At 66.8% G+C, this 26,005-nt stretch carries 24 protein-coding genes and 12 tRNA genes; 13 read left to right on the forward strand and 23 right to left on the reverse strand.

Annotated elements, in window-relative coordinates; translation table 11 throughout:
* Nucleotides 1-130: 130 nt before the first annotated feature.
* A complete protein-coding gene (locus ACJEIK_RS05650) occupies nt 131-1,351 on the reverse strand; it encodes an MFS transporter (protein WP_318986282.1) in 1,221 nt (406 codons plus the stop codon).
* A gap of 111 nt (nt 1,352-1,462) precedes the next feature.
* Between ACJEIK_RS05650 and ACJEIK_RS05655 the strand changes: the two genes are divergently transcribed.
* A complete protein-coding gene (locus tag ACJEIK_RS05655; protein WP_409431167.1) occupies nt 1,463-1,978 on the forward strand; it encodes a gamma carbonic anhydrase family protein in 516 nt (171 codons plus the stop codon).
* A gap of 54 nt (nt 1,979-2,032) precedes the next feature.
* Here the strand turns inward: ACJEIK_RS05655 and tet(V) are convergent, their stop codons facing one another.
* Nucleotides 2,033-3,316 (reverse strand): tetracycline efflux MFS transporter Tet(V), encoded by a 1,284-nt coding sequence (gene tet(V) / locus ACJEIK_RS05660; protein WP_409431168.1) that lies wholly within the window; start codon nt 3,314-3,316, stop codon nt 2,033-2,035.
* Nucleotides 3,317-3,546: 230 nt separating this feature from the next.
* Nucleotides 3,547-4,338: an enoyl-CoA hydratase gene (locus ACJEIK_RS05665; RefSeq protein WP_318986254.1), complete on the reverse strand. Its 792-nt coding sequence runs from the start codon at nt 4,336-4,338 to the stop codon at nt 3,547-3,549.
* A gap of 122 nt (nt 4,339-4,460) precedes the next feature.
* Between ACJEIK_RS05665 and ACJEIK_RS05670 the strand changes: the two genes are divergently transcribed.
* The 4 genes from ACJEIK_RS05670 (at nt 4,461) to ACJEIK_RS05685 (ending at nt 8,623) form a co-directional block, all read left to right on the forward strand.
* On the forward strand, nt 4,461-5,561 hold the full coding sequence (locus ACJEIK_RS05670) for a CaiB/BaiF CoA-transferase family protein (protein ID WP_318986253.1): 1,101 nt from the start codon (nt 4,461-4,463) through the stop codon (nt 5,559-5,561).
* A 27-nt stretch (nt 5,562-5,588) separates the two neighbouring features.
* Nucleotides 5,589-6,341, forward strand: coding sequence for a 3-hydroxyacyl-CoA dehydrogenase (locus ACJEIK_RS05675; RefSeq protein ID WP_226520909.1), 753 nt, complete (start codon nt 5,589-5,591; stop codon nt 6,339-6,341).
* Between the two features lie 14 nt (nt 6,342-6,355).
* Nucleotides 6,356-7,357: a nitronate monooxygenase family protein gene (locus ACJEIK_RS05680; RefSeq protein WP_293018595.1), complete on the forward strand. Its 1,002-nt coding sequence runs from the start codon at nt 6,356-6,358 to the stop codon at nt 7,355-7,357.
* Between the two features lie 120 nt (nt 7,358-7,477).
* The gene (locus ACJEIK_RS05685) at nt 7,478-8,623 is read left to right on the forward strand and encodes an acyl-CoA dehydrogenase family protein (RefSeq protein WP_409431169.1); all 1,146 of its coding nucleotides are present in this window, start codon (nt 7,478-7,480) and stop codon (nt 8,621-8,623) included.
* A 165-nt stretch (nt 8,624-8,788) separates the two neighbouring features.
* On the opposite strand, the gene ACJEIK_RS05690 is transcribed toward ACJEIK_RS05685, so the two are convergent.
* A complete protein-coding gene (locus ACJEIK_RS05690; RefSeq protein ID WP_020099274.1) occupies nt 8,789-8,911 on the reverse strand; it encodes a hypothetical protein in 123 nt (40 codons plus the stop codon).
* 336 nt (nt 8,912-9,247) lie between these two features.
* Here ACJEIK_RS05690 and ACJEIK_RS05695 point away from each other — a divergent pair, with 336 nt between their 5' ends.
* From ACJEIK_RS05695 to ACJEIK_RS05705, 3 genes are read left to right on the forward strand one after another with little or no spacing between them, the layout of a single operon-like run.
* Nucleotides 9,248-11,464 carry an MMPL family transporter gene (locus ACJEIK_RS05695; RefSeq protein ID WP_409431170.1) on the forward strand — a complete coding sequence of 739 codons (2,217 nt, stop codon included), beginning with the start codon at nt 9,248-9,250 and terminating at the stop codon, nt 11,462-11,464.
* Nucleotides 11,461-12,129, forward strand: coding sequence for a TetR/AcrR family transcriptional regulator (locus tag ACJEIK_RS05700; RefSeq protein ID WP_409431171.1), 669 nt, complete (start codon nt 11,461-11,463; stop codon nt 12,127-12,129). Before ACJEIK_RS05695 ends, ACJEIK_RS05700 begins: the two co-directional genes overlap by 4 nt.
* A 2-nt stretch (nt 12,130-12,131) precedes the next feature.
* Entirely contained in the window at nt 12,132-12,761 is a 630-nt protein-coding gene (locus tag ACJEIK_RS05705) for a class I SAM-dependent methyltransferase (protein WP_226520912.1), read from the forward strand.
* Here ACJEIK_RS05705 and ACJEIK_RS05710 read toward each other — a convergent pair.
* Complete coding sequence (locus ACJEIK_RS05710) at nt 12,748-13,476, reverse strand: NAD-dependent deacylase (RefSeq protein WP_226520913.1); 729 nt, start codon at nt 13,474-13,476, stop codon at nt 12,748-12,750. The two genes, ACJEIK_RS05705 and ACJEIK_RS05710, sit on opposite strands and share 14 nt — an antisense overlap.
* 61 nt (nt 13,477-13,537) lie before the next feature.
* On the opposite strand from ACJEIK_RS05710, the gene ACJEIK_RS05715 reads away from it, so the two are divergent.
* Complete coding sequence (locus ACJEIK_RS05715) at nt 13,538-13,900, forward strand: GntR family transcriptional regulator (protein ID WP_226520914.1); 363 nt, start codon at nt 13,538-13,540, stop codon at nt 13,898-13,900.
* A 121-nt stretch (nt 13,901-14,021) separates the two neighbouring features.
* On the opposite strand, the gene ACJEIK_RS05720 is transcribed toward ACJEIK_RS05715, so the two are convergent.
* The 15 genes from ACJEIK_RS05720 to ACJEIK_RS05790 form a co-directional block, all read right to left on the reverse strand.
* Nucleotides 14,022-14,095 (reverse strand) — tRNA-Ile (locus ACJEIK_RS05720).
* Between the two features lie 5 nt (nt 14,096-14,100).
* Nucleotides 14,101-14,172 (reverse strand) — tRNA-Arg (locus ACJEIK_RS05725).
* 3 nt (nt 14,173-14,175) lie between these two features.
* Nucleotides 14,176-14,263 (reverse strand) — tRNA-Ser (locus ACJEIK_RS05730).
* A 4-nt stretch (nt 14,264-14,267) separates the two neighbouring features.
* Nucleotides 14,268-14,341: transfer RNA gene (locus tag ACJEIK_RS05735), tRNA-Ile, on the reverse strand.
* Between the two features lie 60 nt (nt 14,342-14,401).
* Nucleotides 14,402-14,478 (reverse strand) — tRNA-His (locus ACJEIK_RS05740).
* 2 nt (nt 14,479-14,480) lie between these two features.
* Nucleotides 14,481-14,565: transfer RNA gene (locus ACJEIK_RS05745), tRNA-Ser, on the reverse strand.
* A 4-nt stretch (nt 14,566-14,569) separates the two neighbouring features.
* Nucleotides 14,570-14,640 (reverse strand) — tRNA-Glu (locus tag ACJEIK_RS05750).
* Between the two features lie 4 nt (nt 14,641-14,644).
* A tRNA-Gln gene (locus tag ACJEIK_RS05755) sits at nt 14,645-14,716 on the reverse strand.
* 4 nt (nt 14,717-14,720) lie between these two features.
* Nucleotides 14,721-14,805: transfer RNA gene (locus ACJEIK_RS05760), tRNA-Tyr, on the reverse strand.
* Between the two features lies 1 nt (nt 14,806).
* Nucleotides 14,807-14,882: transfer RNA gene (locus tag ACJEIK_RS05765), tRNA-Asn, on the reverse strand.
* A 57-nt stretch (nt 14,883-14,939) separates the two neighbouring features.
* Nucleotides 14,940-15,434, reverse strand: a complete 495-nt coding sequence (locus tag ACJEIK_RS05770) for an HNH endonuclease (protein ID WP_409431172.1) — start codon at nt 15,432-15,434, stop codon at nt 14,940-14,942.
* Nucleotides 15,435-15,497: 63 nt separating this feature from the next.
* A tRNA-Leu gene (locus tag ACJEIK_RS05775) sits at nt 15,498-15,571 on the reverse strand.
* 5 nt (nt 15,572-15,576) lie between these two features.
* Nucleotides 15,577-15,666 (reverse strand) — tRNA-Leu (locus ACJEIK_RS05780).
* Between the two features lie 182 nt (nt 15,667-15,848).
* Entirely contained in the window at nt 15,849-16,103 is a 255-nt protein-coding gene (locus ACJEIK_RS05785; RefSeq protein WP_293018584.1) for a hypothetical protein, read from the reverse strand.
* Nucleotides 16,104-16,163: 60 nt separating this feature from the next.
* Nucleotides 16,164-17,360, reverse strand: coding sequence for a PucR family transcriptional regulator (locus ACJEIK_RS05790; RefSeq protein ID WP_409431173.1), 1,197 nt, complete (start codon nt 17,358-17,360; stop codon nt 16,164-16,166).
* A 130-nt stretch (nt 17,361-17,490) separates the two neighbouring features.
* Here ACJEIK_RS05790 and ACJEIK_RS05795 point away from each other — a divergent pair, with 130 nt between their 5' ends.
* Entirely contained in the window at nt 17,491-18,996 is a 1,506-nt protein-coding gene (locus ACJEIK_RS05795; protein ID WP_409431174.1) for a flavin-containing monooxygenase, read from the forward strand.
* A gap of 34 nt (nt 18,997-19,030) precedes the next feature.
* Nucleotides 19,031-22,174 carry a cytochrome P450 gene (locus ACJEIK_RS05800; RefSeq protein ID WP_409431175.1) on the forward strand — a complete coding sequence of 1,048 codons (3,144 nt, stop codon included), beginning with the start codon at nt 19,031-19,033 and terminating at the stop codon, nt 22,172-22,174.
* Here the strand turns inward: ACJEIK_RS05800 and ACJEIK_RS05805 are convergent.
* Nucleotides 22,147-23,415: a uracil-xanthine permease family protein gene (locus ACJEIK_RS05805; protein WP_138248212.1), complete on the reverse strand. Its 1,269-nt coding sequence runs from the start codon at nt 23,413-23,415 to the stop codon at nt 22,147-22,149. The genes ACJEIK_RS05800 and ACJEIK_RS05805 overlap by 28 nt on opposite strands.
* A 63-nt stretch (nt 23,416-23,478) precedes the next feature.
* Nucleotides 23,479-24,006, reverse strand: coding sequence for a DUF1697 domain-containing protein (locus ACJEIK_RS05810; protein WP_409431176.1), 528 nt, complete (start codon nt 24,004-24,006; stop codon nt 23,479-23,481).
* Nucleotides 24,007-24,060: 54 nt separating this feature from the next.
* Here ACJEIK_RS05810 and ACJEIK_RS05815 point away from each other — a divergent pair, with 54 nt between their 5' ends.
* Together ACJEIK_RS05815 and ACJEIK_RS05820 are read left to right on the forward strand one after the other, a co-directional pair.
* A complete protein-coding gene (locus ACJEIK_RS05815; RefSeq protein ID WP_409431177.1) occupies nt 24,061-24,504 on the forward strand; it encodes a PPOX class F420-dependent oxidoreductase in 444 nt (147 codons plus the stop codon).
* Between the two features lie 18 nt (nt 24,505-24,522).
* Nucleotides 24,523-24,711 (forward strand): DUF5302 domain-containing protein, encoded by a 189-nt coding sequence (locus tag ACJEIK_RS05820; protein WP_226520921.1) that lies wholly within the window; start codon nt 24,523-24,525, stop codon nt 24,709-24,711.
* Here ACJEIK_RS05820 and ACJEIK_RS05825 read toward each other — a convergent pair.
* On the reverse strand, nt 24,708-25,991 hold the full coding sequence (locus ACJEIK_RS05825; protein WP_409431178.1) for an acyltransferase family protein: 1,284 nt from the start codon (nt 25,989-25,991) through the stop codon (nt 24,708-24,710). The genes ACJEIK_RS05820 and ACJEIK_RS05825 overlap by 4 nt on opposite strands.
* Nucleotides 25,992-26,005 lie beyond the last annotated feature (14 nt).

The raw sequence follows: 26,005 nt of genomic DNA on the forward strand, positions 1-26,005 counted from the left end.
TCGGCTCCTCAGCTGTTCATGACGCGCACCCCGCCCGACCGGGGAGACCCCATCCGGGGCGTGGCGCCCGTCGAATGGTAATGGCTGGCGCTGTGAAACAGCAAAATCAGCTACCGGCGGTCCGTTTTACTCAAGTGGTTCTGACCTGCACTTTTCGTACGCTGAAGCACAGCGCTGCGGCGACCGCGCACAAGCCGGCCGCCAGTTGAAACGCCAGGTCATAGTTACCTTGTAGATCACGAAGCCAGCCGGCTGCGGCCGCTGCGACCGCGGCGCCGACCTGGTGCGCGGCAAACACCCAGCCGAACACCACGGGGGACCGATCACCGAAGTAGTCGCGGCACAGCGCGATCGTGGGCGGCACTGTGGCAACCCAGTCCAGGCCATAGAAGACGATGAACACCCAGGTGCCCGGGTCGGCGTGCGGAGAAAGCAGCGAAGGCAGCAGCATCAGCGAAATCCCGCGTCCGACGTAATACACAGTGAGCAGGAGTCGCGGATCGACGCGGTCGGTGAGCCAGCCCGAACAGACCGTGCCGGCCACGTCGAGGACGCCAATGGTGGCCAGCAGGCCCGCCGCGACGGTCGTCGGCATGCCGTGGTCGCCCGCCGCGGGGATGAAGTGGGTGCCGATGAGCCCGTTGGTCGTCATGCCACAGATCGCGAAGCTGCCGGCCAGGAGCCAGAACACCGGTACCCGGGCCCCGATGACGAGCCCGTCCAGTGCGGACCGGAAGCCGTTCGCGGGTGCCGCGGTGGGTGCGGGCGGATGGTGGCGCATGACGATGACGACGGGTGCGATGACCGCGAACGCGGCCGCGGCGACGGTGAGGCAGGCCCAGCGCCAGCCGTGGCGGGTCGCGACCTCGGCGACGAGCGGCAGGAAGATCAGCTGCCCGGTGGCGCTGGCCGCTGTCAGCACGCCCGTCACCAGGCCGCGGCGCTCGTCGAACCAGCGGGTGGCGACGGTCGCCACGAATCCCATCGAGATGCATCCGGTGCCGATGCCGACCAATACGCCCCAGCACGCCACCAGCTGCCAGCCGGTCGTCATCCGGACCGACAGCGCCGAACCGGCCGTGATCAACCCCAGCGCCACCGTCAGCACCGGCCGGACGCCGAACCGGTCCATCAGGGCCGCCCCGAAGGGGGCGGTGACTCCGAACAGCGTCATGTTGACCGACATCGCCAGGCCCACGGTGGCGTGCGACCAGCCGAACTCGTGGTGCAGCGGTGTCATCAGCACGCCGGGCACCGCCCGGAAACCGGCGGCGGCCAGGATGGCGAGGAAGCTGACGGCGGCCACCGTCCATGCGGCGCGAGTCGGCGCGGTCGTCGAGGTGAGCGTCACCGCACCACTCTGGCCGGTGGGCAGAGCCCGGGCCAGTGGCAGAACCGACACGAACCGCACAGATTGCGCCACGCTCTCGGCCGTCGGTGCATGCGTCCTAACATGGCCCGCATGTCAGGACCATTGATCCGTCCCATCCAGGGCCACGCCCCGCAGCTGCACGACGAGTCGTGGGTCGCGCCGACCGCATCGGTGCTCGGCCAGGTGACGCTCGCCGAGCGGGCCAGCATCTGGTACGGCACCACGCTGCGTGCCGAGTTCGAGCCCATCGAGATCGGCGAAGGCTCCAACATCCAGGACGGCTGCACAGTGCACGTCGACCCGGGCTTCCCTGTCAAGGTGGGTGCCGGCGTCAGCGTCGGGCACAACGCGGTCCTGCATGGCTGCACCGTCGAGGACGGTGCGCTGGTGGGCATGGGGGCCATCGTCCTCAATGGAGCGACGATCGGCGCCGGGTCGCTGGTCGCGGCCGGAACCGTTGTGCCGCAAGGTTTCGTGGTGCCGCCGGGCACCATGATCGCCGGGGTGCCGGGCAAGATCCGCCGCGAGCTGACCGAGGACGAGATCAACCACAACCGCATCAACGGCCAGGTTTACGAGCACCTGCTGACGCTGCACCGCGGTTAGAACCAGGGATTCGTGCACGATTTTCCGCGGGCAGCGCGGAAAATCGTGCACAAATCACAGGGGATGGGCAAGTTCGTCGGCGCGCATCTTCGCGATGACCCAGGCGAAGGCCGTCAGCACCGCCGGCACGACGCCGGACACCACGAAAATCCATTGCATCGGAACGATTTTCGACAGCGGGCCGACGATCGCGTAGGACACCGGCAGGAACACCAGCGAGACGAAGAAGTCGAGACTCGACACCCGCCCCAGCATCTCGGTCGGTACCCGCATCTGCAGCAGCGTTCCCCAGATCACCATGCTGGCGCCCTCGCCGATGCCGACGAGGAACGTCGCGGCCAGCATCACCGGAAACGACCACGTGCTGCCGACCACGACCAGGGGCAGCGCGCCCAGGCCCCAGATCACCATCATCGCGGTCAGGTAGTGCCGCGGCATCCGCGCTGCGGAAACCGCAAGCGCGCCAACGGCACTGCCGATGCCGAAGCCGGCCATGATGAAACCGTAGGCACGCGGGCCGTCCTCGAAGCGTCGTTCGGCGATGAACGGCACCAGCACCTCGATGGGTCCCAGCACCACCAGCACGTACACGCTGGCGACCAGCAGGGTCCACAACAACCACGGCGTGCGGGTCATGAACCGGAAACCGTCGCGCAGGTCGTGCAACACGTGCTTGTGCTCGACCGGTTCCCCGTCGGCCGGGGTGACGCTGGGCCGGGTGGCCACCAGCAGGACCAGTCCGACGGCGAACAACACTGCGACGGTGGTCGCGCCGACGCTCGGGAACGTCAGCCCCACGAGGACGCCGGCGGCGGCCGGCCCGATCGCCTGCTGCAGCACGGGGCGCACCACGCCCTCGATGCCGTTGGCCGCCAACAGTTGTTCGGCCGGCAGGATGCGGGGGAGCAGCGCGCTGTATGCCGGGAAGAAGAAGGCTGCGGCGATGCCGAGGCACGTCGCCGCCACCGCCATGTGCCAAATGCGCAGCGCCCCAGTTGAACTGAGAACGGCGACGGCCGTCACCGCGGCGAGGTTGACGGTCTCGACGGTGATGATGATGTTTCGTCGGTTCAGCCGGTCGGCCGCGATGCCACCGACCAGCACGAAGCACACCAGGCCGGTACCCAGACAGGTCGCCACCAGCGACAGCGCGGCCGGATCGTTGTCCAGCGCGATGACCTGCAGCGCGGCCACGACCGTCCACATGCCCTCGGCGAAGATGGACAGCGAGACGGCCGCGATGAGCAGACGGTATTCGCGGAAACGTAAGGGCGCGAACACCCGCCAGCGGTCAGTGGTCCGCGGTTCTGGCGTTTCGACGTCGAACTGGGAACTCACCAGTCCATCGTCCCGCGCCCGTCAAGCGATTTAGCCGCCGAAGGGCGTGTGGCGGGTCGACGACGTGCGCGACGAATGTGCCGTCAGATCACCGATTTCATGGATTCGGTGACCTGACGGCACGCTCACGAAGTTGCCTGGCCCCCGCGGCGCCGGGAGGGTGCAGTCAGAGCGTCAAATCGGCGAATCTGGCGATCTGTGGGCACGCTCGGTGCGCCAACCGACACGGGTCAGACGTCGGAGTAGACGGGCAGCCGGCGCTGCTGGAAGGACGCGACGCCCTCGCGGAAGTCGGCGGCGTGCAAAAGCTGGATCTGCCCGGCGGTTTCGCGGGCGAAGGTGTTGTTCAGCTCGGTCAGGGTGGCGTCGTTGACGGCCTGCTTGGTCTTGCGCAGGGCAACGGCCGGACCGGACTTGAGCGCCGCGAGCACCCGGTCGACCTCGGCGTCGAGTTCCTCGGCGGCGTGCACGGAACTCACCAGCCCGGCGGCAAGAGCCTCGGATGCGGGCAGCTTCTCGGCCAACAGGGCCATCCGCATCGCCCGGGCCCGGCCGATCGAGGCGGCAACCAGAGCCGAGGCGCCGCCGTCGGGCATCAGGCCGATCTTGGTGAACGCCAACAGGAAGGACGACTTCTCCGACGCCAGGATGATGTCGCACCCGAGGGCCAGCGACACCCCGACGCCGGCGGCGACGCCGTGCACCACCGCGACCGCGGGCTTGGGCAGGTTCACCAGCGCCGCGACGGCCCGGTTGGCGGCGTTCAAAACCGCTGCGGCATCGAATTGCTTGGCGTCCTGGTCCTCGGCACTCAGGCCCGCGCCGGAGCAGAAGCCGCGACCGGCGCCGCCCAGCCGCACCACCTTGACCTCGGGATCCGTCGCGGCCTGGAGCACCGCGTCGCCGAGGAGTTCGAGCATTCCCAGCGACAGTGAGTTCAGCGTGTCCGGCCGGTTGAGCGTCACGGACAACACGCCGTCGTCCAAAGCGACGGTCAGATCGTCTGATCCGGTGTAAGTCATTCAGTACCCCAGTTTCACGGGCGGGCCAGATGCCCGCACTAGACAGACTTCGTTATACAAGTAAGCTATGTCGCGGTCAATACGACTGGGATCAATTCGATCTACACGAGGTGCGTAAAAAGATGGCTGGACCCCTGCAAGGACTGCGCGTTGTCGAGCTGGCCGGCATCGGCCCCGGGCCGCACGCGGCGATGATCCTCGGCGACCTGGGCGCCGACGTCGTGCGGGTGGACCGGCCCAACAAGGTCGCCGGCGTGCCCATGCCGGCTCGCGACACGATGCTGCGCAACCGCCGCTCCATCACGGCCGATATGAAGAGCGACGAGGGCCGCGAGCTGGTTCTGAGCCTGATCGCCAAGGCCGACGTCCTCATCGAAGGCTTCCGGCCGGGCGTCACCGAGCGGCTGGGTCTGGGCCCCGAGGACTGCGCCAAGGTCAACGAGAAGCTGGTCTATGCGCGCATGACGGGCTGGGGCCAGACCGGCCCGCGCGCGCTGCAGGCCGGCCACGACATCAACTACATCTCGCTCAACGGTCTGCTGCATGCTGTCGGCCGCAAGGGCGAGCGCCCGGTGCCGCCGCTGAACCTGGCCGGTGACTTCGGCGGCGGTTCGATGTTCCTGCTGGTCGGCATCCTGTCCGCACTGTGGGAGCGGCAGTCCTCGGGCAAGGGCCAGGTCGTCGACGCCGCGATGGTCGACGGCTCCAGCGTGCTCATGCAGATGATGTGGAGCTTCCGCAGCCAGGGCATGTGGAGCGACGAGCGCGGTACCAACATGCTCGATACCGGCGCGCCGTACTACGACACCTACGAGACCTCCGACGGCAAGTACATGGCGGTCGGCGCCATCGAGCCGCAGTTCTACGCCGAGCTGCTGGCCAAGCTGGAGCTGGACCCGGCGTCCCTGCCGGCGCAGCAGGACGTGAGCCGCTGGCCCGAGCTGCGCGACATCTTCACCACCGCCTTCAAGGCGCAGACTCGCGATCACTGGGCCAAGGTCTTCGAAGGTTCGGATGCCTGCACCACGCCGGTGCTGAGCTTCGCCGAGGTCGAGACCGAGCCGCACATCACCGAGCGCGACACGTTCTTCCGGTTCGCCGACGGCGGCGACAACCTCGAGCCCATGCCGGCGCCGCGGTTCTCCCGCAGCGTGCCGGGCACCCCGACGCCGCCCCGCGCGCCCGGTTCCGACACCGAGTCGGTCCTGCGCGACTGGGCCTGAGTTTCCAACCAGAAGGGAATTGCATCAATGCAGATCAAAGATTCCGTCGCCGTCGTGACCGGCGGTGCGTCGGGCCTGGGCCTGGCGACCACCAAGCGTCTGCTCGACGCCGGCGGCAGCGTCGTCGTCATCGACCTCAAGGGTGAGGACGTCGTTGCCGAGCTGGGCCCGCGCGCCAAGTTCGTCGCCACCGACGTCACCGACGAGGCCGGTGTCAGTGCGGCGCTGGACGCGGCCGAGGAGATGGGTCCGCTCCGCATCAACGTCAACTGTGCGGGTATCGGCAATGCCATCAAGACCCTGAGCAAGGACGGCGCGTTCCCGCTGGCCGGTTTCCGCAAGGTGGTCGAGGTCAACCTGATCGGCACCTTCAACGTCATCCGGCTGTCGGCCGAGCGCATCGCCAAGACCGAGGCGGTCGACGGCGAGAAGGGCGTCATCATCAACACCGCTTCCGTGGCGGCGTTCGACGGACAGATCGGCCAGGCCGCGTACTCGGCGTCCAAGGGTGGCGTCGTCGGCATGACCCTGCCGATCGCCCGCGACCTCTCGCGTGAGCTGATCCGCGTCTGCACCATCGCCCCCGGCCTGTTCAAGACCCCGCTGCTGGGCTCGCTGCCAGAAGAGGCGCAGAAGTCGCTGGGCCAGCAGGTGCCGCACCCGGCTCGCCTGGGTGACCCGGACGAGTACGGGTTCCTGGCGCAGCACATCATCGAGAACCCGATGCTCAACGGTGAGGTCATCCGCTTGGATGGCGCGATCCGCATGGCCCCGCGGTAATAGGGAGAGAGCTGATGGCCATCAAGACGAAGTTCACCGAGGCCTTCGGTGTCGAGCACCCGATCGCCCAGGGCGGTATGCAGTGGGTCGGTCGCGCGGAACTGGTTGCCGCCGTTGCCAATGCGGGTGGTCTGGGTTTCATCACCGCACTGACGCAGCCGACGCCGGCTGATCTGGCCAACGAGATCGCCAAGACCCGCGACCTGACGGACAAGCCGTTCGGCGTGAACCTGACGATCCTGCCGTCGATCAACCCGCCGCCGTATGACGAGTACCGCCAGGTGATCGTCGATGCCGGCATCAAGATCGTCGAGACGGCCGGCTCCAACCCCGGCCCGCACCTGCCGATGTTCCACGACAACGGCATCAAGGTCCTGCACAAGTGCACCTCGGTGCGCCACGCGGTCAAGGCCCAGAGCCTGGGTGTCGACGGCATCAGCATCGACGGCTTCGAGTGCGCCGGCCACCCCGGTGAGGACGACGTGCCCGGCCTGGTGCTGATCCCCGCCGCGGCCAAGGAGATCGAGATCCCGATGATCGCCTCGGGCGGCTTCGGAGACGCGCGCGGCCTGGTGGCCGCCCTGGCGCTCGGTGCGGACGGCATCAACATGGGCACGCGCTTCATGTGCACTGTCGAGTCGTGCATCCACCAGAACGTCAAGGAAGCCATCGTGGCCGGCGATGAGCGGGGCACGGAGCTGATCTTCCGCAGTCTGCACAACACCGCGCGGGTGGCGTCCAACGTCGTCTCGCGTGAGGTCGTGCAGATTCTCGCCGATGGTGGCCAGTTCGAGGACGTCAAGGATCTCGTGGCCGGCGTGCGCGGCCGCAAGGTGTTCGACAACGGCGACATCGACGCCGGCATCTGGACCGTGGGCACCGTCATGGGCCTGATCCACGACATCCCGACGTGCGATGAGCTCATCAGCCGCATCGTCGGCGAGGCCGAGGAGATTATCACCGGCCGCCTGGCCCGGATGCTCGGCGCGGGCGAAGCCGAACTCGCCGGCGTCTAGCCGCAATTCATGCGCTGAGGGCCGTGACTCCCACCGGGGCACGGCCCTCACTGCGTTCGGTGGCGGCCGGCGGGGTAGCTTTTGGCCATAGGCGACCCGGCCCGCGTTAAGGACTTTGATATGCAGCGCAGCTTGTTCGAGGTAGATCACGACGACTTCCGCGCTTCGGTGCGCGAATTCGTCTCTCGCCACATCGAGCCGAATGAAGACAAATTCATCGAGCAGCGCTACATCGACCGTGAGGTGTGGCTGGAAGCCGGCCGCAATGGGTATCTGGGGCTCGAGGTGCCCGAAGAGTACGGCGGCAGCGCCGCGGGGGACTACCGCTTCAATACCGTTCTGTGTGAAGAGCTTTCGCGTTCCAGCGCCGCCGCCGCGTCGGCGTTCACCATCCACTACGACTGTGCCGCACCATATCTGGTCACGCTGACCACTGAGGAACAGAAGCGGCGGTGGCTACCGAAGTTCTGCACCGGCGAGATGATCACCGCTATCGGGATGACCGAACCGTCCGGCGGATCGGATCTGGCCGCGTTGAAGACCACCGCGGTCAAGGATGGTTCCAGCTATGTCATCAACGGTTCAAAGACGTTCATCACCAACGGGACCCAGGCCGACATGGTGATCGTCGCCTCGAGAACCGCGCCGGAAAAGGGCTCTAAGGGCATCACTCTGTTCGCTGTCGAAACGGGCATGCCGGGGTTCACGCGGGGGCGCAAGCTCGACAAGGTGGGCCAGCCCGAAGCGGACACCGCGGAGCTGTTTTTCGAAGACGTCCGGGTCGATGAGTCGGCGATCATCGGTGAGGTCGACCGGGGCTTCATCCACATGATGACGCTGCTGCCCCAGGAGCGGATCAGCGTCGCCGTGGCCAACCTCGCCCACGTCCGGCGGATTCTTGAAGACACCGTCGAGTACGCCAAGGAGCGCAAGGCGTTCGGCCAGGCCATCGGCTCCCTGCAGTGGAACAAGTTTCTTCTCGCTGACATGGTCACCAAACTCGATGTGGCGCAGGCCTATGTCGACAACTGCGTGGTGGCGCACCTGAGTGGCCAGTTGACCGCCGTCGATGCGGCGAAGGCCAAGTACTGGAGTTCGGTGGTGCAGAACGAAATCCTGGACAACTGCGTCCAGATCCACGGCGGCTACGGCTTCATGAACGAATACCGGGTCGCCTGCGCGTGGAAGGATGCCCGCGTCACCAAGATCTGGGCGGGCTCCAACGAGATCATGCGTGAGGTCATCGGCCGCGACCTGGGGCTGTAGCCGTCGGCGCGGCCGGGCCCCAGAGACAACAAAAGCCGCCGACCGTATCGGTCGGCGGCTTTGACGCTGGAAATCACTCCGGCGGGTCCTCGCGTGCGCACGCGATGTGTGCGCAGCGGCGTCGTGCTTCGGCTCGGCGTCAGACCCGCGGGTGAACCCGCGGAATCAGACAGCCTCGGCGAGGTCGGGGAACTGCTCGGACGTGTCACCCTCGATCAGGACGTCCCCGTGGTACAGGGCATCGAAATCTACTTTGATGACATCTGCGTTGGTGTCGTCGATCCACATGTCTATGAGGCTATGGGTCGCTATTAAGAAATCTTTGAGTCACGATTCGGAAAACGTTGGCAATTCTTACCGCTGGGTAGGTTGGCCTACTCCGACCCCTAAGTGACCCGCGGGTAGCTCACATTCCGCAAGGCCACGGGTGATCTTGATGCACAGTCCTGGCCCACTATCGCGGCTTAGTTCACTGGCGAGTAGCAAACATGATTGTCGTCACCGGGATCGTGCCTGGTCGGTCACCTGAACCGGACGTCAATAAATCTCGTGACCACGGTGGGCAACCATTGACAAACCTGAGTTATCGCCGATAACTTAGCGGCGTTAGCAGAAGGGGATTGCATGCTGAATCGCATCGCGTTGCTGGCCATCGCCGCGCCGAGGAGGATTCTGGCGGTGGCTGGGTTGGTCCTGATCGCCGCGGCGATCTTCGGCGTCCCGGTCGTCAAGACCCTGCCGGCGGGCGGTTTTCAGGACCCGAAGTCGGAGTCGTCGCAAGCAAGCCGGCTACTGGCCACCAAGTTCCATCAGGGCGACATGCCGATGCTGGTTACCCTCACCGCGCCCGACGGGGTGCACGGGCCGGCCGCCACCGCGGCGGCCCGCGACATCGTCGACCACCTGAAGGCCTCGCCGCATGTCGCCTACGTGTCCTCGGCCTGGACCGTGCCGCCGGCTGTGGCCGGCGAGCTGATCAGCAAGGACGGCAAGTCCGGGTTGATCGTCGCCGGCATGAACGGCGGGGAGAACAACGCGCAGAGATACGCCCAGGAGCTCGCCGACCAAGTGGTCCACGACCGGCCCGGTGTCACCGTCAAGGCCGGTGGCGGGGCGATCATCTACTCCCAGATCAACACCCAGACCGAACACGACCTGATGCTGATGGAATCCATCGCGGTGCCGCTCAGCTTCCTGGTGCTGGTGTGGGTGTTCGGCGGACTGGTCGCCGCCGCGCTACCGATCCTGGTCGGCGGCCTGGCGATGACCGGCACACTCGCGGTGCTGCGCACCATCACGTTCTTCACCGACGTGTCCGTATTCGCGCTGAACGTGGCCACGGCCCTCGGGCTGGCCCTCGCCATCGACTACACGTTGCTGATCATCAGCCGCTATCGCGACGAAGTGGCCGAAGGGCAGCCTCGGGACCGGGCATTGATCCGCACCATGGTCACCGCGGGACGCACCGTGTTGTTCTCCGCGATCACGGTCGGGCTCTCGATGGCCGCGATGCTGATATTCCCGATGTACTTCCTGACTTCCATCGCCTATGCTGGCATCGCGACCGTCGCGTTCGCGGCGGCAGCCGCGGTGATCGTCACGCCGGCGGCCATCTGGCTGCTCGGCGACCGGCTCGACGCCCTCAGCTTGCCGCATCTTTTCCGGCGTGACACCACGCCCAAACCCGTGCAGGAGACGTTCTTCTACCGCACCGCCAAGGCGGTGATGCGCCGCTCGGTGCCGGCCGGTCTGGCCGTCGTCGCGCTGCTGTTGGTGCTGGGCGCGCCGTTCCTCGGCGCGAAATGGGGTTTCCCCGACGACCGGGTACTGCCGGCCACGGCCTCCGCACATCAACTGGGGGACCAGCTGCGCGACGACTTCGCCAACAACTCGGCGACCGACATCACGGCCGTCATTCCCGACGCTGCCGGACTGAGCCCGGCCGCCTTCGACACGTATGCCGCCGACCTCTCGCGCATCGCTGCTGTCACCGAAGTGACTTCTCCCACCGGAACTTTCGTCGGCGGCCGAAAAGTCGGCCCGGCCGGTCCCAATGCGGCGATCGTCGACGGCAGTGCCTTCCTGACGATCGGCAGCAGCGCGCCGCTGTTCTCGGACGCGTCCGAGGCGCAACTCGATGCGGTGCATGCGGTGCGCGGGCCGGACGGGCGGCTTGTGCAGTTGGCGGGCGTCGCGCAGATCAGTCACGACAGCGTGCAGGCCGTCACCGACCGGTTGCCGTGGGTGCTGGCCGTCATCGCCGTCATCACGCTCGGGCTGCTGTTCCTGCTCACCGGCAGCGTGGTGCTGCCGGTGAAAGCCGTTGTGCTCAACGTTCTTTCGCTCACCGCGGCATTCGGTGCGCTGGTCTGGATATTCCAGGACGGACACCTCGGCGCGCTCGGCACCACCGCGACCGGGACGTTGGCTTCCAACATGCCGGTGCTGCTGTTCTGTATCGCGTTCGGGCTGTCGATGGACTACGAGGTGTTCCTCGTCGCCCGCATTCGTGAGTTCTGGCTCGTCGAACAGGACAACGACGAGAGCGTCGCCCTCGGCCTGGCCCACACCGGCCGGGTGATCACCGCGGCGGCTCTGGTGATGTCGATTTCCTTCGGCGCGCTGATCGCCGCCGAGGTGTCGTTCATGCGCATGTTCGGGCTCGGGCTGACCATTGCCGTCCTCGTCGACGCCACCCTCGTGCGGACGGTGCTGGTACCGGCCTTCATGCACCTCATGGGACGGTGGAACTGGTGGGCGCCGGCGCCGCTGGCCCGGCTGCACAAGCGCATCGGGATCAGTGAATCGGTGCCCGAACCGTCGGTATGTGGCACCCGATGACAACGGCCAGACGGCGTCGTGCCCCGCGCGGTTCCGGGGACCAGCTGCGCGACGAAATCCTTGATGCGGCAACCGAATTGCTGCTGGAAACGGGCAGTGCCAAGGAGGTGTCCATCCGGTCGGTCTCGCAGCGGGTGGGCGTCACGCCGCCATCGATCTACCTGCATTTCGCCGACAAGGACGCCTTGCTGGACGCGGTGTGCGGCCGGTACTTCGAGCGGCTGGACGAGGTGATGCAGCAGGTGGCTGCCGAGCAACCGACGACCATCGACCGGCTACGCGCGCAAGGGCTGGCGTACGTCCGCTTCGCCCGCCAGAACCCCGAGCTCTACCGGATCGCCATGATGTCCGAGGGCCATCCGGACAGCGACGTGGACCAGGCCCTGAACACCGCGGCGTTCGTGCACATGCGGGATTCGGTACAGGCCCTGATGGACGAGGGCGGCTATCCGGCCGGCGACGTGACAGTGACGGCGCTCGGGTTGTGGACGGTGGCGCATGGTCTTGCGGCGTTGTTCATCTCGCGGCCGTATCTGCCGTTCGGCGATGTCGAGGAGTTCGCGGACCGGGTGCTCAGCGCCGCGTGCCTCGGTGGCATGGTGAGAGGACTGGGCGGACCGGACGTGGCCCCGCAACAGCTGGTCGAGCGATTGAAAGGTTCCTGACGATGACCGACACTTCGGTGGACAACCCGTTCTTCGCTCGCATGTGGATCGCGATGTCGTCGCGCGAGCGCAAGTTCATGACCAGGCTGCGGCAGGAGAATCTGGCCGGACTCCGCGGCCGGGTGCTGGAGATCGGTGCCGGAACCGGAACCAACTTCGCCTTCTACCCGGACACCGTGACCGAGGTGGTGGCTGTCGAGCCGGAGGTCCGGCTGGCACCGCTGGCCCGGAAGGCGGCGCTGACCGCGCCGGTACCGGTGACGGTCCGCACCGAGACCGTCGAGAACTTCGACGGCGACGACCTTTTCGACGCCGTGGTGTGCTCGCTGGTGCTGTGCTCGGTCGACGAGCCGGAAAGTGTGCTGCGGCAGATGTATTCGCGGCTCAAGCCCGGCGGCGAGCTGCGCTACTTCGAGCACGTCGCCAGCGGCGGGGTGCGTGGCCGGGTGCAGCGATTCCTGGATTCGACGTTCTGGCCCAAGATTTCCGGCAACTGTCACGCACACCGGGAAACCGAGCGGAGCATCGTCGGTGCAGGATTCGAGGTCGCCGATGCCCGGCGCGTGCTGATGCTGCCGGGCTGGGTGCCACTGGCGGAGGTGGCGCTGGGCCGCGCCGTCAGGCCTGCTTGATGGTCGGCAGCAGTTCGGGCAACCGCTGCAACAGGGTCGGCAGCGCGGTGGCCGCCGTTTCCCGCAGGGACACCGTGGCCTGATCCGAGAACGGGGTCGGCTTCGGATTCACCTCGATCACCGGAATGCCCTGCTGCACCGCGGCTTCCGGCAGTGACGCCGCCGGGTACACCACTGACGATGTACCGACGGTGATGACGAGGTCGGCCGCGCTGACCGCCGCGACAGAGTTGTTCCACGCGTCGGAGGGCAGGTTCTCGCCGAACCACACCACATTGGGCCGAATCAGGCCGCCGCAGTAGCACTCTGGCGGTTCGATGGCGATTTCGGGCTCCGGCATCGGCGGCAACGTGCCTTCGAATTCGGCTTTGCAACTGTCGCAGTGGAAGTGGAACAGGCTGCCGTGCAGGTGATGGACCCGCGTGCTGCCGGCCCGCTCATGCAGGTTGTCGATGTTCTGGGTGACGATGTCGACCTCGGTGTAGTCCTGCCATGCGGCGACTGCCCGGTGCCCGTCATTCGGAGACACATTGCCCATCATGTGATGGCGCCACAGATACCAGGCGAACACTCGCTCGGGGTGGCGGCGCCAGGCGTCCGAGCTGGAGATCTCGTAGGGGTCGGTGTTGGCCCACAGGCCGGTCTCGGCATCCCGGAAGGTCGGCACGCCACTGTCGGCGGACATCCCCGCACCGCTGAACACCGTCACCCGCATTGGACCACGTTATCGGGTTCTGGGTGATCTGGGCCACCTCGTCGTCGGTCATACTCGGCTGGTGACCGATTTCGGTGAGTGGGTCCGCCTCGATCCGCACGCGGGGCCGTTGTTCGACCAGTTGCGGCTGCAGATCATCGACGCCATTCGTACTGGGCGGCTGCCCGCCGGCACCCGGCTGCCCACCGTGCGCGAGCTGGCCGGCACGCTGGGCATGGCGGCCAACACCGTCGCCCGCGCCTACCGTGAACTCGAGACCGCCGGCGTCCTCGAAACCCGGGGACGGTCAGGAACTTTCGTGGCCGCCGCTGACCCGGCTGCCGCGGCGATGGTGGATGCGGCCAATGCCTTCGCCGACACCGCCCGGGCGTTGGGTGTGCTGAAAGCCGATGCTTTGCGATATCTGGACGCGGCGTTCGAGTAGGCGGTTACGGCGGTCTTCGCGAGTGTGCGAGTGGAGTGCCCATTTCGCGGATCCGACGAGCTGTGTGCACGCTCGCGCGTCGGTCCAGACTGCTCGTGGGCTTCCCATGGGTGCGCATGGGTGCGCAGGACGGGGATTGAACCCGCGACATCCGTCTTATAAGGACGGCGCTCTGACCGACTGAGCTACCTGCGCATGTGCGCCCCTGGAGAGATTCGAACTCCCAGCCATCTGCGTCGAAAGCAGGTGCTCTTCCGTTGAGCTACAGGGGCATTTGGCGGAGGCGGCGGGAGTTGAACCCACAACCGCTGGACAGCGGCCACGGCTTAGCAAGCCGCTGCATTACCGTTCTGCCACGCCTCCGAGGTTGTCCGGGGTGGGCTCGAACCACCTGCCTCCGCCGTATCAGGGCGGCGCTCTAACCAGATGAGCTACCGGACACTGGGTTAGTGCCGCGGATTGCAGTCAGTGGGTGACTGCAATCCGCGGCGTTGTCGAAGTTGGGGTGTGCGACGGGACTCGAACCCGCTTCGCCCAGGATCACAACCTGGGGCCTCGACCGCTTCGGCATCGCACACAGCGGAAGACAGAGGAGTCGAACCCCAGGGCTTGCGCCCCGCGCCCGTTTTCGAAACGGGATGCGCCACCACGGCGCGCTGTCTTCCTGAGTAGTCCGTGGGAGAGTTGAACTCCCGCCGTCTGGTTGAGAACCAGGTGTGCTGCCGCTACACCAACGGACCGTCGTTGACCCGCCAGGATTCGAACCTGAACCGGCTGAACCAAAATCAGCAGTGCTACCGGTTACACCACGGGTCATCGGTGCGTACGGAGGGATTCGAACCCCCTTGTGCCCGAAGACAGCTGGTTTACAGCCAGCCGCGACACTCCCGCGTCGCCGCGCACGCCTGGCTACCCCGGCAGGAGTCGAACCTGCAACCTACTCCGTAACAGGGAGCTGCTCTGCCAGTTGAGCTACGGGGCAATGTGCTCCGTCGTGGCGGGGCGAGAGGTGATGGACCTCCGCCCCGCCCAACGGGTTTCAAACCAACTCGGGGACCCGGTAGCGATCCCGATCACGGGGTTCGTAGGGCTCCCAGAGCAACCGCATCCCGGCTTCCTCCGGCGTGCGGTTACCCTTGCGACCGTTGCACGGTGCGCACGCCGTAATGAGGTTCAGCCAGGTGTCTTGCCCGCCTCGCGACACCGGCTCGATGTGATCCACAGTCTCCCCATGGCCGCCGCAATAGCCGCACGTGTAGCCGTCGCGAGACAGTACGCCCTCACGGGTGACCCGGTTGTGCGGCCGGTACGGCACGTGGACGTACTGATGTAGCGCGACGGATGCGGGCAGCTCGATCACGGTCGAGGGGCTGTGTATGTGCACGGCCGGGCTGTGGCGTTCGATCACGTAGACCGAACCCCGCAGCAGCAGCCGGACCGCCTCCTGCCAGGTCACGTGGGTCAGCACGCGGTAGTCGGCGTTGTACACCGCCACGGCCCGGTGACTGGCCTTGTGTTGTCGGAAATGCCTCATGCCGCGTGCCTCCTTTCTGATTGTTGTCGTTGGGCAGCGGTTGGAGCGACCAGCGGCCCGTTGTGCCCCGCGAGGGAGTCGAACCCCCAACACCTGGAACCTAAATCCAGTGCCTCTTCCAGTTGGGCCAGCGGGGCATGCGTGCGCTCGGCAGGACTTGAACCTGCACGCCGGGGCTACCGGCACCCGGGTTTGAGCCGGGCGCGTCTGCCGAAGTTTTCGCCACGAGCGCGAATGCCAACACTATGGAGTTCTCAAAGTTCTTACAGAGCAGGGTGATTCGTACCGCACTGCATGCCCGGATCGATCCGGTGCGTGGTCAATGATGCGCACCGAACCCGGTGCTGTCCAGTGGGTATTCTTCCGTATTCAGCTGCAGTGCAATGCAATTGGGTGCGCTGAACTACAGGAATGTCAGGCGACGTTCCTGCCAGGGATGACGGCAAAGATATGGAATTTGTGAGAGTTGTCTTCTGGCGCGAGCTTGCGGCCGGGGCGCACGCCTGCGTCCGCGACGGAAGGACGGCGGAAGCGCATGAGCTGCCAGAAAACGCTGCTCTGCTCACTCGATTCGTGCCGGGCTATGGAGCCGGCGGTGTCTGCGTACGACAAAGCCGCCGTCGGCGTCGAAGACACCTCGGCGAGCTGGTCGTCATGCAGAAAAGTCACGGAATCAACGGTAACAGCGCCGGGCGACAAAACCGAGTGGATATCTCCGGCGGTGAAACCTCAACCGCGCCAGTGCAACACGTCGAGTGCGACGCCTACCTCGACGCTGTTGTCGGCCAACGGGCGGGGCAGCAATTCGTCAGCGCGGGCAAGCCTGCGCAACAAGGTGTTGCGGTGGGTGAACAGTCTGCCGGCGGCCCGGGACACATTGCATTGCTCGCGGACGAACATTCGCACCGCCGAATGCAATTCGGGGCTCGCTGATTCGAGGTCACCCAGCACCCGCTTGACGAACACCGCGGCGCGATCGGCGTTGGTGGTCAGTAGCGAAACCATCTCGATGTCGGTGAACTCGGCGACCTGCTGCGGCGAGTGCAACCGCGCCATCATGTGTTGCGTGGTGAGGGCATCGAAGTGGCTGCGCCGGAACCCGTCGACCCCGGCTCCCGTCGGCCCGATCGCGACCCGCACCTCGCGTCCGGCGGCATGTGTCAGTGAGTCGACATCGACAGGGCCGGGTGCCCACACCCATCGGGTGGCGGAACTGGCCAGCACGCTGAGTGGTCGGCCACCCGCGGCTTGTCCGAAAGCCTCGGCGGCACGGTCCAATTGAGACAGGTCGCTGCCCGGATCGTCGGTCCAGATGACGGCTGCGGTGTGGCTGCCGCCGAGTCCGTAAGCCAGACGGCTTTCCGCGCGCTGGCGGGGGATGGGAGCGCCTTCCAGGAGCAGTGCGACCGTCGCGCGCCGCTCGGCGTGGCTGCCGCGGGTGAGCTCGTCTCGCTCGAGTTCGATCTGGGTGGCGATGGCCGCCAGGGTGGCCTCGATGAAGTCGCTGATCGACTGTGAACAGACGTCGAGCATCGCGTGTAGGTCGGCGGGATCGGAGGTCATTTCGAAGGCGATATCCATCAGGCGTCGCCATGCCACGCCTTCGCCGACTCGGTAGGCATCCAAGGTGTACGAGTCGACGCCGCGCCGGACCATTTCCCGGGCGACGCTCATCGGCTCGGCGCCCGCGTTGGGCGGCACCGGCGCGCCGGGCTCGCGCACGTTGGCCGCACCCCAGAACAACAAGTTTGAGCGGTTGCTCCGGCTGACGGCCGCCGCCAGCTCAGGATCGGAGGCGATGGCCGGATTGGCGCCCAGAACTGCCCGGTCGAGTTCCTCGAGCCATTCCGCGGGGGCGTTGACGACCACCTGCGCGCACTGTCGAATCAGGTCGCGTACCTGCGGTGACGGCCCCGTTGCGCCCATCCTGCCAGGCTAGCGTGCTGGTGCATAGTGCACCAGTGATCGGGAAGTCTGAGATGTTTTGACCTTCAGCCGGCGGCCGGCAGGCACCAACATTGTTGCCACGCCCACCACCGCCAACAGGGAGTCTGCAATGGAGCACACCGCCAACACCACCCAGGTCGACGTCCTGATCGTCGGCGCCGGAATCTCCGGCATCGGTGCCGCCTACTACCTGCAGCAGGAACATCCCGGCCGGTCGTACGCGATCCTGGAATCCCGCGGCGCGACCGGCGGAACCTGGGATCTGTTCCGGTACCCCGGCATTCGCTCCGACTCCGACCTGCACACCTTCGGTTACGAGTTCAAGCCGTGGCGCGACGAGGATGCCATCGCCTCCGCCGACAAAATCCTCGCGTATCTGCGAGAGACGGTCCGCGAGAACAACATCGACCGCAACATCCGGTTCCACCACAAGGTGCTGGGTGCCGCGTGGGACAGCGGCACCGCGCGGTGGCTCGTCGACGTCGAGCGCACCGACACCGACGAACTGGTGCAAATCTCCGCCAACTGGCTCTTCTGTGCCGGCGGCTACTACCGCTACGACCAGGGCTTCACCCCGCAGTTTCCGGGCCGCGACCGCTTCGCCGGCCAGGTCGTGCACCCGCAGCACTGGCCCGAGAACCTCGACTACACCGGCAAGAAGGTCGTCATCATCGGCAGCGGGGCGACCGCGGTGACGCTGGTGCCGTCGATGGCGGCCAAGGCCGCGCACGTCACCATGCTGCAGCGGTCGCCGACGTACATCCTTCCGGTGCCGTCCAAAGACGCGTTCGCCAACGTGGCCGGTCGCGTGCTCGGCGCCGACCGCGGCTACGCGCTGGCCCGGCGCAAGAACGTCATCCGGCAGCGCGCGGTCTACACCTTCTGCCAGAAGTACCCGGCCGTCGCTCGGCGGTTGATCCGCTGGACCAACGCCCGCGAGCTGCCCGCGGGCTATCCCGTCGACACCCACTTCAGCCCCGACTACAAGCCGTGGGACCAGCGCCTGTGTACGGTGCCCGACGCCGACCTGTTCAAGGCGATCGGCAGCGGCAAGGCCACGGTGGTCACCGACCGCATCGAGACTTTCACCGAGACCGGCATCGAACTGGAGTCCGGGCAGCACCTGGATGCCGACATCATCGTCACCGCAACAGGTTTGAATGTTCAGCTGTTCGGCGGGATGACGCTGACCGTCGATGGTCAGGCGGTGAACCTCTCGGAAACCGTCGCCTACAAGGGCATCATGCTGTCGGGCGTGCCGAACTTCGCCTTCGCGTTCGGCTACACCAACTCGTCGTGGACACTCAAGGTCGGCCTGCTGTGCGAGCACTTCTGCCGACTGCTGAGCCACATGGACGAACGCGGATTCGACAGCGTTCGGCCGGAGTTCGACGATGCAGGCATGGCGACCAAGCCCCTGCTGGACTTCGCGGCGGGATACGTGCAGCGCGTGGCGGACACGCTGCCGCGGCAGGGCGCGCAAGGACCCTGGGTGATGTCGATGAACTACAACTTCGACCGGGAGGTGCTGCGGCACGGCGCGGTGGCAGACCCGAACTTGCGGTTCGCCGCCGCCCGTCGCGCAGAAGTCCAGGAGTTCGCGCCGGTTTCTTGATCTGCTCTCAGGGCGGCCGTTTACGCTGGCGTGAATGGAGAGCTTCTCGCCAGCTGTGCCGCCCGAGATTCCTGGTGTCCCTTCAGCTGTCGGCGTCGAGTTGCCGTCCGGGCCAGTGCCCGGACGGCCTTATTCGTTGCCGCTGGACTTGCTCACCGAGCAGTACGGCCCACTGTTCTACGCGGACCTCGGGCCGGGCCGCCGCCTCTATGCGTGCTCGCTGGCGCTGGTCGACGAACTGTGCGATGAGAGCCGGTTCAGCAAAGCGCTGACGGGCCGGTTGGCCAGGTTCCGTCCGGTGGTCGGCAACGGGCTCTTCACCGCGTACCCCGGCGAGGAGGGCTGGCAGGAAGCGCACGACGTCCTGATTCCCGGCTTCAGCTTCAGCGGGCTGCGCAGCTATCACCCCGCGATGCTCGACATCAACCGGCAACTGATCGCGCAGTGGGATGCCGCCGTGGGGACTCGAACGGTGGATGTGGCCGGTGATCTGGCGAAGCTGGCCATGGACACCGTCGGCCTGGCTGGGTTCGGGGCCCGGTTCGATTCCTACCAGCACGACGGACTTGCCGATATCCCAGCGAGTTTCGCGGCCACCCTGAACCAGGTGCTGCTCGGAGCCAACGCCGACCAGACGGTCTTCGAGACCGAGCGCGGGAAGTTGTTCAGCTTCATCGTGGACCTGATCGCTCAGCACCGTGCGGGCGACGTGGACCTCGACGATCTCCTGGCCCTGATGCTGCAGCCCGGGCCCGACGGGACACCGATCCTGGACGACGACAGCATCCGAAACCAGATCGCCACGTTCCTGGTCGCCGGCCAGGACACGACGTCGATACTGATGCCGACGGCGCTGTACAGCATCGTCAAGAACCCGGCAGTGCTGCACCGGGCGCAGGCCGAGGCGGACGCGGTTTTCGGCCCCGACGACGACCACGTGCCGGCATTCGACGAGATCGGCAAGCTCACCTACATCCGCCAGATCATCGATGAGGCGCTGAGGCTGTCGCCGCCGGTGCGGGAGTTCGATCGAATGGCCCTGGCGGACACCGTCATCGGCGGCCAGTACCCGGTGCGGCGGGGTGAAGCCGTGACGGTACTGACGTCGTCGCTGCACCGGCAACCGGAGTGGGGCGACAACGTCGAGATCTTCGATCCGGACCGGTTCGGCGCCGACCGGGCCGCACAGCGACCGGTCAACCTGTTCAAGCCGTTCGGCACCGGAGCGCGGTCCTGCATCGGCCGGCAGTTCGCGCTCCACGAAGCAACCATGGCGATCGCGACCCTGGTGCACCGCTACCGGTTCGTCGACGTCGAGCACTACACGTTGCGTACCCACAGTGACGTGCTGCGCAAGCCGGAGGGCTTCTACGTCGAACTCATTCGCCGCACCCCGGAGGAGCGCAGGCAGGCTGACGCGGCCGTCGCGGCCGCCCCGGTGACGCAGTCCCGCGCGGCGGTCCCGGCCGGTACGAAACTGCTTGTGCTGCATGGGTCGAACCTCGGCAACTGTCGGTCGCTGGCACAGCAGCTGGGGGATGAAGCCGTCGACCTCGGCTACGAAACGACCGTCGCCGCACTGGATTCCGTGACCGGCGCACTGCCGGAGGATGGCGCGGTGGTGGTCGTCGCGGCGTCGTACAACGGCATGCCGACCGACGATGCCCGCGCCTTTGTGGAATGGCTGGACGGATCGGACGCCACGGCGCCGGCGGTGCCATACGCAGTTCTCGGTGTCGGCGACCGCAACTGGGCCGAGACGTACATGGCGATACCGCGGCGCATCGACGCCCGGCTCGCGGAACTCGGTGCCACGCAACTACTTCCGATGGCCGAAGCCGACACCTCGGGCGACTTCGCCGGTGTGGTCGAGGATTTCTCGGTGGCACTGTGGAATGCGCTCGGCGGTGTGTTCGGCGCCATCGTCGCGGATGAACCCGTGGCCGACGAGCCACTCTATGACCTACGCGCCATCGACGGACCGGTCACCGCCGCGATCGACGCCCGCCATCACGTGCAACCGGCGACGGTGCTCGACAACATTCCGCTGGTGGACACCGGCTCCGAGTTCGGACAGGACAAGCGGTTGATCCGCATCGCGCTGCCCGACGGTGTCGACTATCAGACCGGCGACCACCTCACGGTGTTACCGGACAACAGCTCCGTCCTGGTGGACGAGGTCGGTGAATTGCTGGATTTGCGCCTCGATCGCCGCATCTCGATCAATCCGCGGCGCAGCACGCGGCGGGCCATCCCGATCGACCGGGAAGTCACTGTGCGCGAATTGCTTACGCACTTCCTGGAACTCCGCAAGCCGGCGAGCCGTAGCCAGCTGCTGCGGCTCGCCGCCGCGAACCCGTGCCCACCGGAACGTGCGGCGCTGACTGCGCTGGCCGACGATCCCGAGGCCCGTGCCCTGAGCATCACCGATTGTCTGGCGGAGTTCCCCGCCACCAAGCTGAGCCGCGAAGAGTTGCTGGAACTCTTCGAACCGATGTCCCCGCGCCATTATTCGATCGCCACGTCGTCCCGCCGCCGGGTCCGGGAAGTCGAGCTGGTGGTCGGGGTGTTGGAAGGCCCGGCCCGGTCAGGTTCCGGTGTGTTCCGTGGCGTCTCGTCCAGCTACCTCGCGGATGCTGTTCCGGGACAGCAGATTCGGATGCGGGTGGACCCGGCTCGGCAGGCGTTCCGCGCCGGCGCCGATCCGACCCGCAACGTCATCCTGGTCAGCGCCGGGACGGGCGTCGCTCCGTTCCGTGGATTCATCGGAGACCGGCTGGGCGCACTGGAGGCGGGGGAGCCGTTCACTGCCGCGCTGTGCTTCTTCGGTGTGCGTCATCCCGACGTGGACTACCTGTTCCGCGACGAGGCCGAGGACGCCGAACGTTTGGGCATCGTGCGGATGCGACCGGCGTTCTCCCGAGCCGGTGACGAGGTCAAGTACGTGCAGGACCGGATCGCCGCGGACGCCGACGAGGTCTGGGACATGCTCGGCAATCCGGACAACGACACCCACGTCTATGTGTGCGGCGACGGTGCCCGGATGGCGCCGGCCGTGCGGGCCGCGTTCCAGGACATCTATCGCAGCCGGACGGGCGCCGACGACGACGCCGCCCGCGCCTGGCTGGCCGAACTCGTGAGCACCGACCGCTACGTCGAGGACGTCTGGGCCGGCTGACGGGTCCCGCGGACGGCGGTGAGCCCCCGCATGCCGTGGTAGATCACCAGCGCCGCAACGGAACCGAGCGCGATGCCGGTGAAGGTCAGCGGGCCGGCCTGCCAGGTGAAGTCGGCGATACCGATGATCAGCGGGATGGCGGCGGTCATCTGGTTGATCGGCTGCGAGAAATCCACGTGGTTGGTCAGCCAGATCCGCACCCCGAGGATGCCGACCAGCCCGTAGAGCACGATCGTCGCCCCGCCCAGCACGCCGGGCGGAATGGCCGAGATGGCCGCACCGACCTTGGGACACAACGACAGTGCGACGGCCACGGCAGCGGCCACCCAGTACGCGGCGGTCGAATAGATGCGCGTCGCCGCCATCACCCCGATGTTCTCGGCGTAGGTGGTGGTGGCCGAGCCGCCGCCCGCACCGGCCAGCACGGTGGCCACTCCGTCGGCCGCCAGCGCCCGGCCCATCAGTGGGTCCAGGTCTTTACCGGTCATCTGGCCCACCGATTTCACGTGTCCGATGTTCTCGGCGATCAGCGCGATCACCGCCGGCAGGAACATCGGCAGGACGGCCAGGCTGAACGACGGGCCGTGAAACTCGGGCAGCCCGATCCACGGGGCGGCGGCGATGGCCGCGGTGTCGACATCGCCGAGCGCCAGCGCCAGCAGGTAGCCGATGACCACGGCCAGGAAGATGGCCAGCCGGCCGACGATGCCGCGGAAGAACGCCAGCGTCGCGACCAGGAGCACCAGTGTCACGAGCCCGACCACCGGCCCCTTCTCGAAGTTGTGCTTCGCCGCCGGGGCCAGGTTGAACCCGATCAGCGCGACGATCGCACCGGTGACCACCGGCGGCAGCGTCACATCGAGCCAGTGCGTGCCGACCAGATGCACCACGCCGCCGACCAGGATCAGTAGCAGGCCCACGGCGATCAAACCGCCCAGCGCGCTACCGGTTCCGTGCGCGGCGACCGCGGCGGTGACCGGCGCGATCACCGAGAAGCTCGACCCGAGATAGCTCGGCAGCCGGTTTCCGGTGATCAGCAGGAACGCGATGGTGCCGATGCCGGAGAACAACAGCGTGGTGGCCGGCGGGAAGCCGGTCAGCACCGGCACCAGGAACGTCGCGCCGAACATCGCCACCACGTGCTGGGCGCCGATGCCGATGGTGCGCGGCCAGCTGAGGCGTTCGTCGGGGCCGACCACAGCGGCGTCCGGCCCGACCGGCGTCCAGGAGAGCGGAATCATCCGGTCATATTGCCGGACCGGATTCACATTCGCTGTCTGTCAGCGCGTTTGGCGGGGGATGAACTAGCCGCCCGCAGCCAGCACCTTCTCCACCGTCCGCAGATTGCGGGTGGTGGTGGACGACTTGTATCGCTTGTTGCCCATGGTTTTGCTGATCGCGCTGCCCAGGGTGTCGCCGCGGGCCACCTGCCAGTACAGGACTCCGTGACCGCGGCTGATCAGTTCGTCGCCGACCGGTTCGAGCGCGGCGAGTTCGTCGAGCACATCGGGGTCACTGACGAACGTGATGTACGAGTGGTGGCCCTCGACCTCGCGTTCGAACGGGTAGTCCGCCGAGATGGTCTTCAGTTCGTCCATCGGGTACACCAGCACCCAGGCGTCGTATCCGAACGATTCCCGCAGCGCTGCTTCGGCTTTCGTGCGTACCGTCGCCGCCTTCGCGGCACTCGACAGCACGACGTTGCCGCTGGCGAGCAGCGTCTTCACATCGTCGAAGCCGGCCCGTTGGAACGTTGCGGCGACCTCGGCCATCTTCAGATTCACCCCACCGACGTTGACGCCGCGCAGGAACACCGCGTACCGCGTCGTCATACCAACTCCGTCATGACGCCCAATGGTAGGCAGTTGCGCCGTACGCTGGGAGCCATGACCCGTCAGGTCTTCGAAGACAAGCTGCTCGCGCTGATCAGTGACAATTCGCTGGGCGTGCTGGCCACCATCAAGCGCGACGGTCGACCGCAGTTGTCGAACGTGTCCTACTACTTCGACACACGGGCCGTCACCATCGGAGTGTCGGTCACCGAGCCCCGGGCCAAGACGCGCAATCTACGGCGCGACGCCCGGGCATCGATCTACGTCCGATCCGATGACGGCTGGGCGTACGCGGTGGCCGAGGGCGACGCGGTGCTGAGCCCGCCCGCCGCGGCACCCGACGACGACACCGTCGAAGGCCTGATTGCCTTGTACCGCAACATCTCCGGTGAGCACCCGGACTGGGACGACTACCGGCGGGCCATGGTGGCCGACCGCCGGGTGCTGCTCACCATGCCGATAACCCATCTGTACGGGCTGCCGCCGGGCGTGCGCTGAACGCGCTAGTCTGCGTGCATGGCCGAGAACTCCGCCGAAGGTTCAGCATCGTCCGACGAGACCAAGCGCAAATTCCGCGAGGCGCTCGAGCGTAAGAAGGCCGGCTCCGCCGGCGGCACCGCCCACCAGGACGGCGGCGCCAAGCAATCCAAGTCGCACGGTGCGGTCGGCGGTGGCCGCCGGGAGTTCCGCCGCAAGAGCGGCTAATCCCGGGCCAGCGCCCGAGCCGCGGCCAGAGCCACCAGCATCACCGAAACACACTGCAGGCCGGTGTCTTTCAGGCCCCAGCCGACTGACGCGAGCGTGGCGGCGCCGGCGATGACCAGCAGCGTGCCGACGGCGGCGCTCCGCCAACCAGACGCCGAGACCCGCCCGCCGTCCCACAGCGGGAGCGGATTGTTCTCCAGCGGACGCAGCAGCAGGAACAGCCCGGCGACCAGTGCCGTCATGATCGTCAGCTGGTAGACGCTCAGCACCAGGAAATGCGGCTGGCCGGGGTAGCGGGGCAGACCCGCGAAGTCGAAGGCCAGGTGCATGCCGAGCAGAGCGGGCATGTGCCACAGGTACAGCGTCATGGCGCCGGTGTTGCCGATCACCGCGAGCCGCCACACCTGCGGCCGGGCGGCCCAGCGGCTGATGGCCGGGGCGGCGGCAATCGCGAACGCGCACATCATGATTGCGTGGCCGGCGAGCAGCAGCGACGGCGGCGTCATGTTCTTGATGTGCTGCGTCTCGATGCCGACGAGGCTCAGCTCATACGGTCCGACCCAGACCAGCGCCACGTTGACCGCCAGCATCCCGAGGCCGACACGCAACGCCGTCGGGGTGGTCAGCAGCCCGCGCCGATACGCCACCCCGAGCATGCCGGGGATCAGCCACACCACGAAGTTCAGGTAGCCCAGCGCGGACCAGGCGTGATCGTTGATGCGGATGGCGTCGACCAGGGCGACCAGGGCGTAGGTACCGGCCACCGAAGCGACCAGCTGGCCACGGGTGGTGATCCGCGCCAGCAGCGGCACCGCGGCCAGCACCAGCACGTAGGCGCCCAGGAACCACAGCAGCTGCGTACTGATGCCGGCGACGGGCTCATAGACATGGACCGGCAGCAGCGGCTTGAGGATCAGCAGTGCCGCGGCCCAGAAGGCCAGGTAGTAGAACACCGGCCGGTACAGCCGGGTGCAGCGCTTGAGCAGCCAGCCGCCCCAGCTGGTCCCGGCGTCATACGAGCCGACCGACGCCGCGACACCGGCGAAGAAGAACAGCGGCATTATCTGAAATACCCAGGTCAGGGCCTGGAACACCACGGACGTGGTCAGGAGGTTGCCCCAGCGGAACACGTCGTGGTCGATGATGCTGGTCGCCATGATGGTGTGCCCGGCGACGACGCCGACCAGCGAGACGATGCGGATGACGTCGATGGCGCGGTCACGGTCGGCCGGTGTGCGCTGCGCGATCTCGGCAGCCGAAGGAAAGACGCGGGTGGTCATGCCTTTGAACGTAA

It is taken from the genome of Mycobacterium sp. SMC-16, assembly GCF_046250085.1.
GTDB lineage: Bacteria > Actinomycetota > Actinomycetes > Mycobacteriales > Mycobacteriaceae > Mycobacterium > Mycobacterium phocaicum.

What these genes read in the sequence shown, in the direction of transcription:
- ACJEIK_RS05655 (WP_409431167.1), top strand. Translation starts at nt 1,463, where the DNA reads ATGTCAGGACCATTGATCCGTCCCATCCAGGGCCACGCCCCGCAGCTG.
- ACJEIK_RS05665 (WP_318986254.1), bottom strand. Translation starts at nt 4,338, where the DNA reads ATGACTTACACCGGATCAGACGATCTGACCGTCGCTTTGGACGACGGC.
- ACJEIK_RS05670 (WP_318986253.1), top strand. Translation starts at nt 4,461, where the DNA reads ATGGCTGGACCCCTGCAAGGACTGCGCGTTGTCGAGCTGGCCGGCATC.
- ACJEIK_RS05675 (WP_226520909.1), top strand. Translation starts at nt 5,589, where the DNA reads ATGCAGATCAAAGATTCCGTCGCCGTCGTGACCGGCGGTGCGTCGGGC.
- ACJEIK_RS05680 (WP_293018595.1), top strand. Translation starts at nt 6,356, where the DNA reads ATGGCCATCAAGACGAAGTTCACCGAGGCCTTCGGTGTCGAGCACCCG.
- ACJEIK_RS05685 (WP_409431169.1), top strand. Translation starts at nt 7,478, where the DNA reads ATGCAGCGCAGCTTGTTCGAGGTAGATCACGACGACTTCCGCGCTTCG.
- ACJEIK_RS05690 (WP_020099274.1), bottom strand. Translation starts at nt 8,911, where the DNA reads ATGTGGATCGACGACACCAACGCAGATGTCATCAAAGTAGATTTCGAT.
- ACJEIK_RS05695 (WP_409431170.1), top strand. Translation starts at nt 9,248, where the DNA reads ATGCTGAATCGCATCGCGTTGCTGGCCATCGCCGCGCCGAGGAGGATT.
- ACJEIK_RS05700 (WP_409431171.1), top strand. Translation starts at nt 11,461, where the DNA reads ATGACAACGGCCAGACGGCGTCGTGCCCCGCGCGGTTCCGGGGACCAG.
- ACJEIK_RS05705 (WP_226520912.1), top strand. Translation starts at nt 12,132, where the DNA reads ATGACCGACACTTCGGTGGACAACCCGTTCTTCGCTCGCATGTGGATC.
- ACJEIK_RS05710 (WP_226520913.1), bottom strand. Translation starts at nt 13,476, where the DNA reads ATGCGGGTGACGGTGTTCAGCGGTGCGGGGATGTCCGCCGACAGTGGC.
- ACJEIK_RS05770 (WP_409431172.1), bottom strand. Translation starts at nt 15,434, where the DNA reads ATGAGGCATTTCCGACAACACAAGGCCAGTCACCGGGCCGTGGCGGTG.
- ACJEIK_RS05790 (WP_409431173.1), bottom strand. Translation starts at nt 17,360, where the DNA reads ATGGGCGCAACGGGGCCGTCACCGCAGGTACGCGACCTGATTCGACAG.
- ACJEIK_RS05795 (WP_409431174.1), top strand. Translation starts at nt 17,491, where the DNA reads ATGGAGCACACCGCCAACACCACCCAGGTCGACGTCCTGATCGTCGGC.
- ACJEIK_RS05800 (WP_409431175.1), top strand. Translation starts at nt 19,031, where the DNA reads ATGGAGAGCTTCTCGCCAGCTGTGCCGCCCGAGATTCCTGGTGTCCCT.
- ACJEIK_RS05805 (WP_138248212.1), bottom strand. Translation starts at nt 23,415, where the DNA reads ATGATTCCGCTCTCCTGGACGCCGGTCGGGCCGGACGCCGCTGTGGTC.
- ACJEIK_RS05810 (WP_409431176.1), bottom strand. Translation starts at nt 24,006, where the DNA reads ATGACGACGCGGTACGCGGTGTTCCTGCGCGGCGTCAACGTCGGTGGG.
- ACJEIK_RS05815 (WP_409431177.1), top strand. Translation starts at nt 24,061, where the DNA reads ATGACCCGTCAGGTCTTCGAAGACAAGCTGCTCGCGCTGATCAGTGAC.
- ACJEIK_RS05820 (WP_226520921.1), top strand. Translation starts at nt 24,523, where the DNA reads ATGGCCGAGAACTCCGCCGAAGGTTCAGCATCGTCCGACGAGACCAAG.
- ACJEIK_RS05825 (WP_409431178.1), bottom strand. Translation starts at nt 25,991, where the DNA reads ATGACCACCCGCGTCTTTCCTTCGGCTGCCGAGATCGCGCAGCGCACA.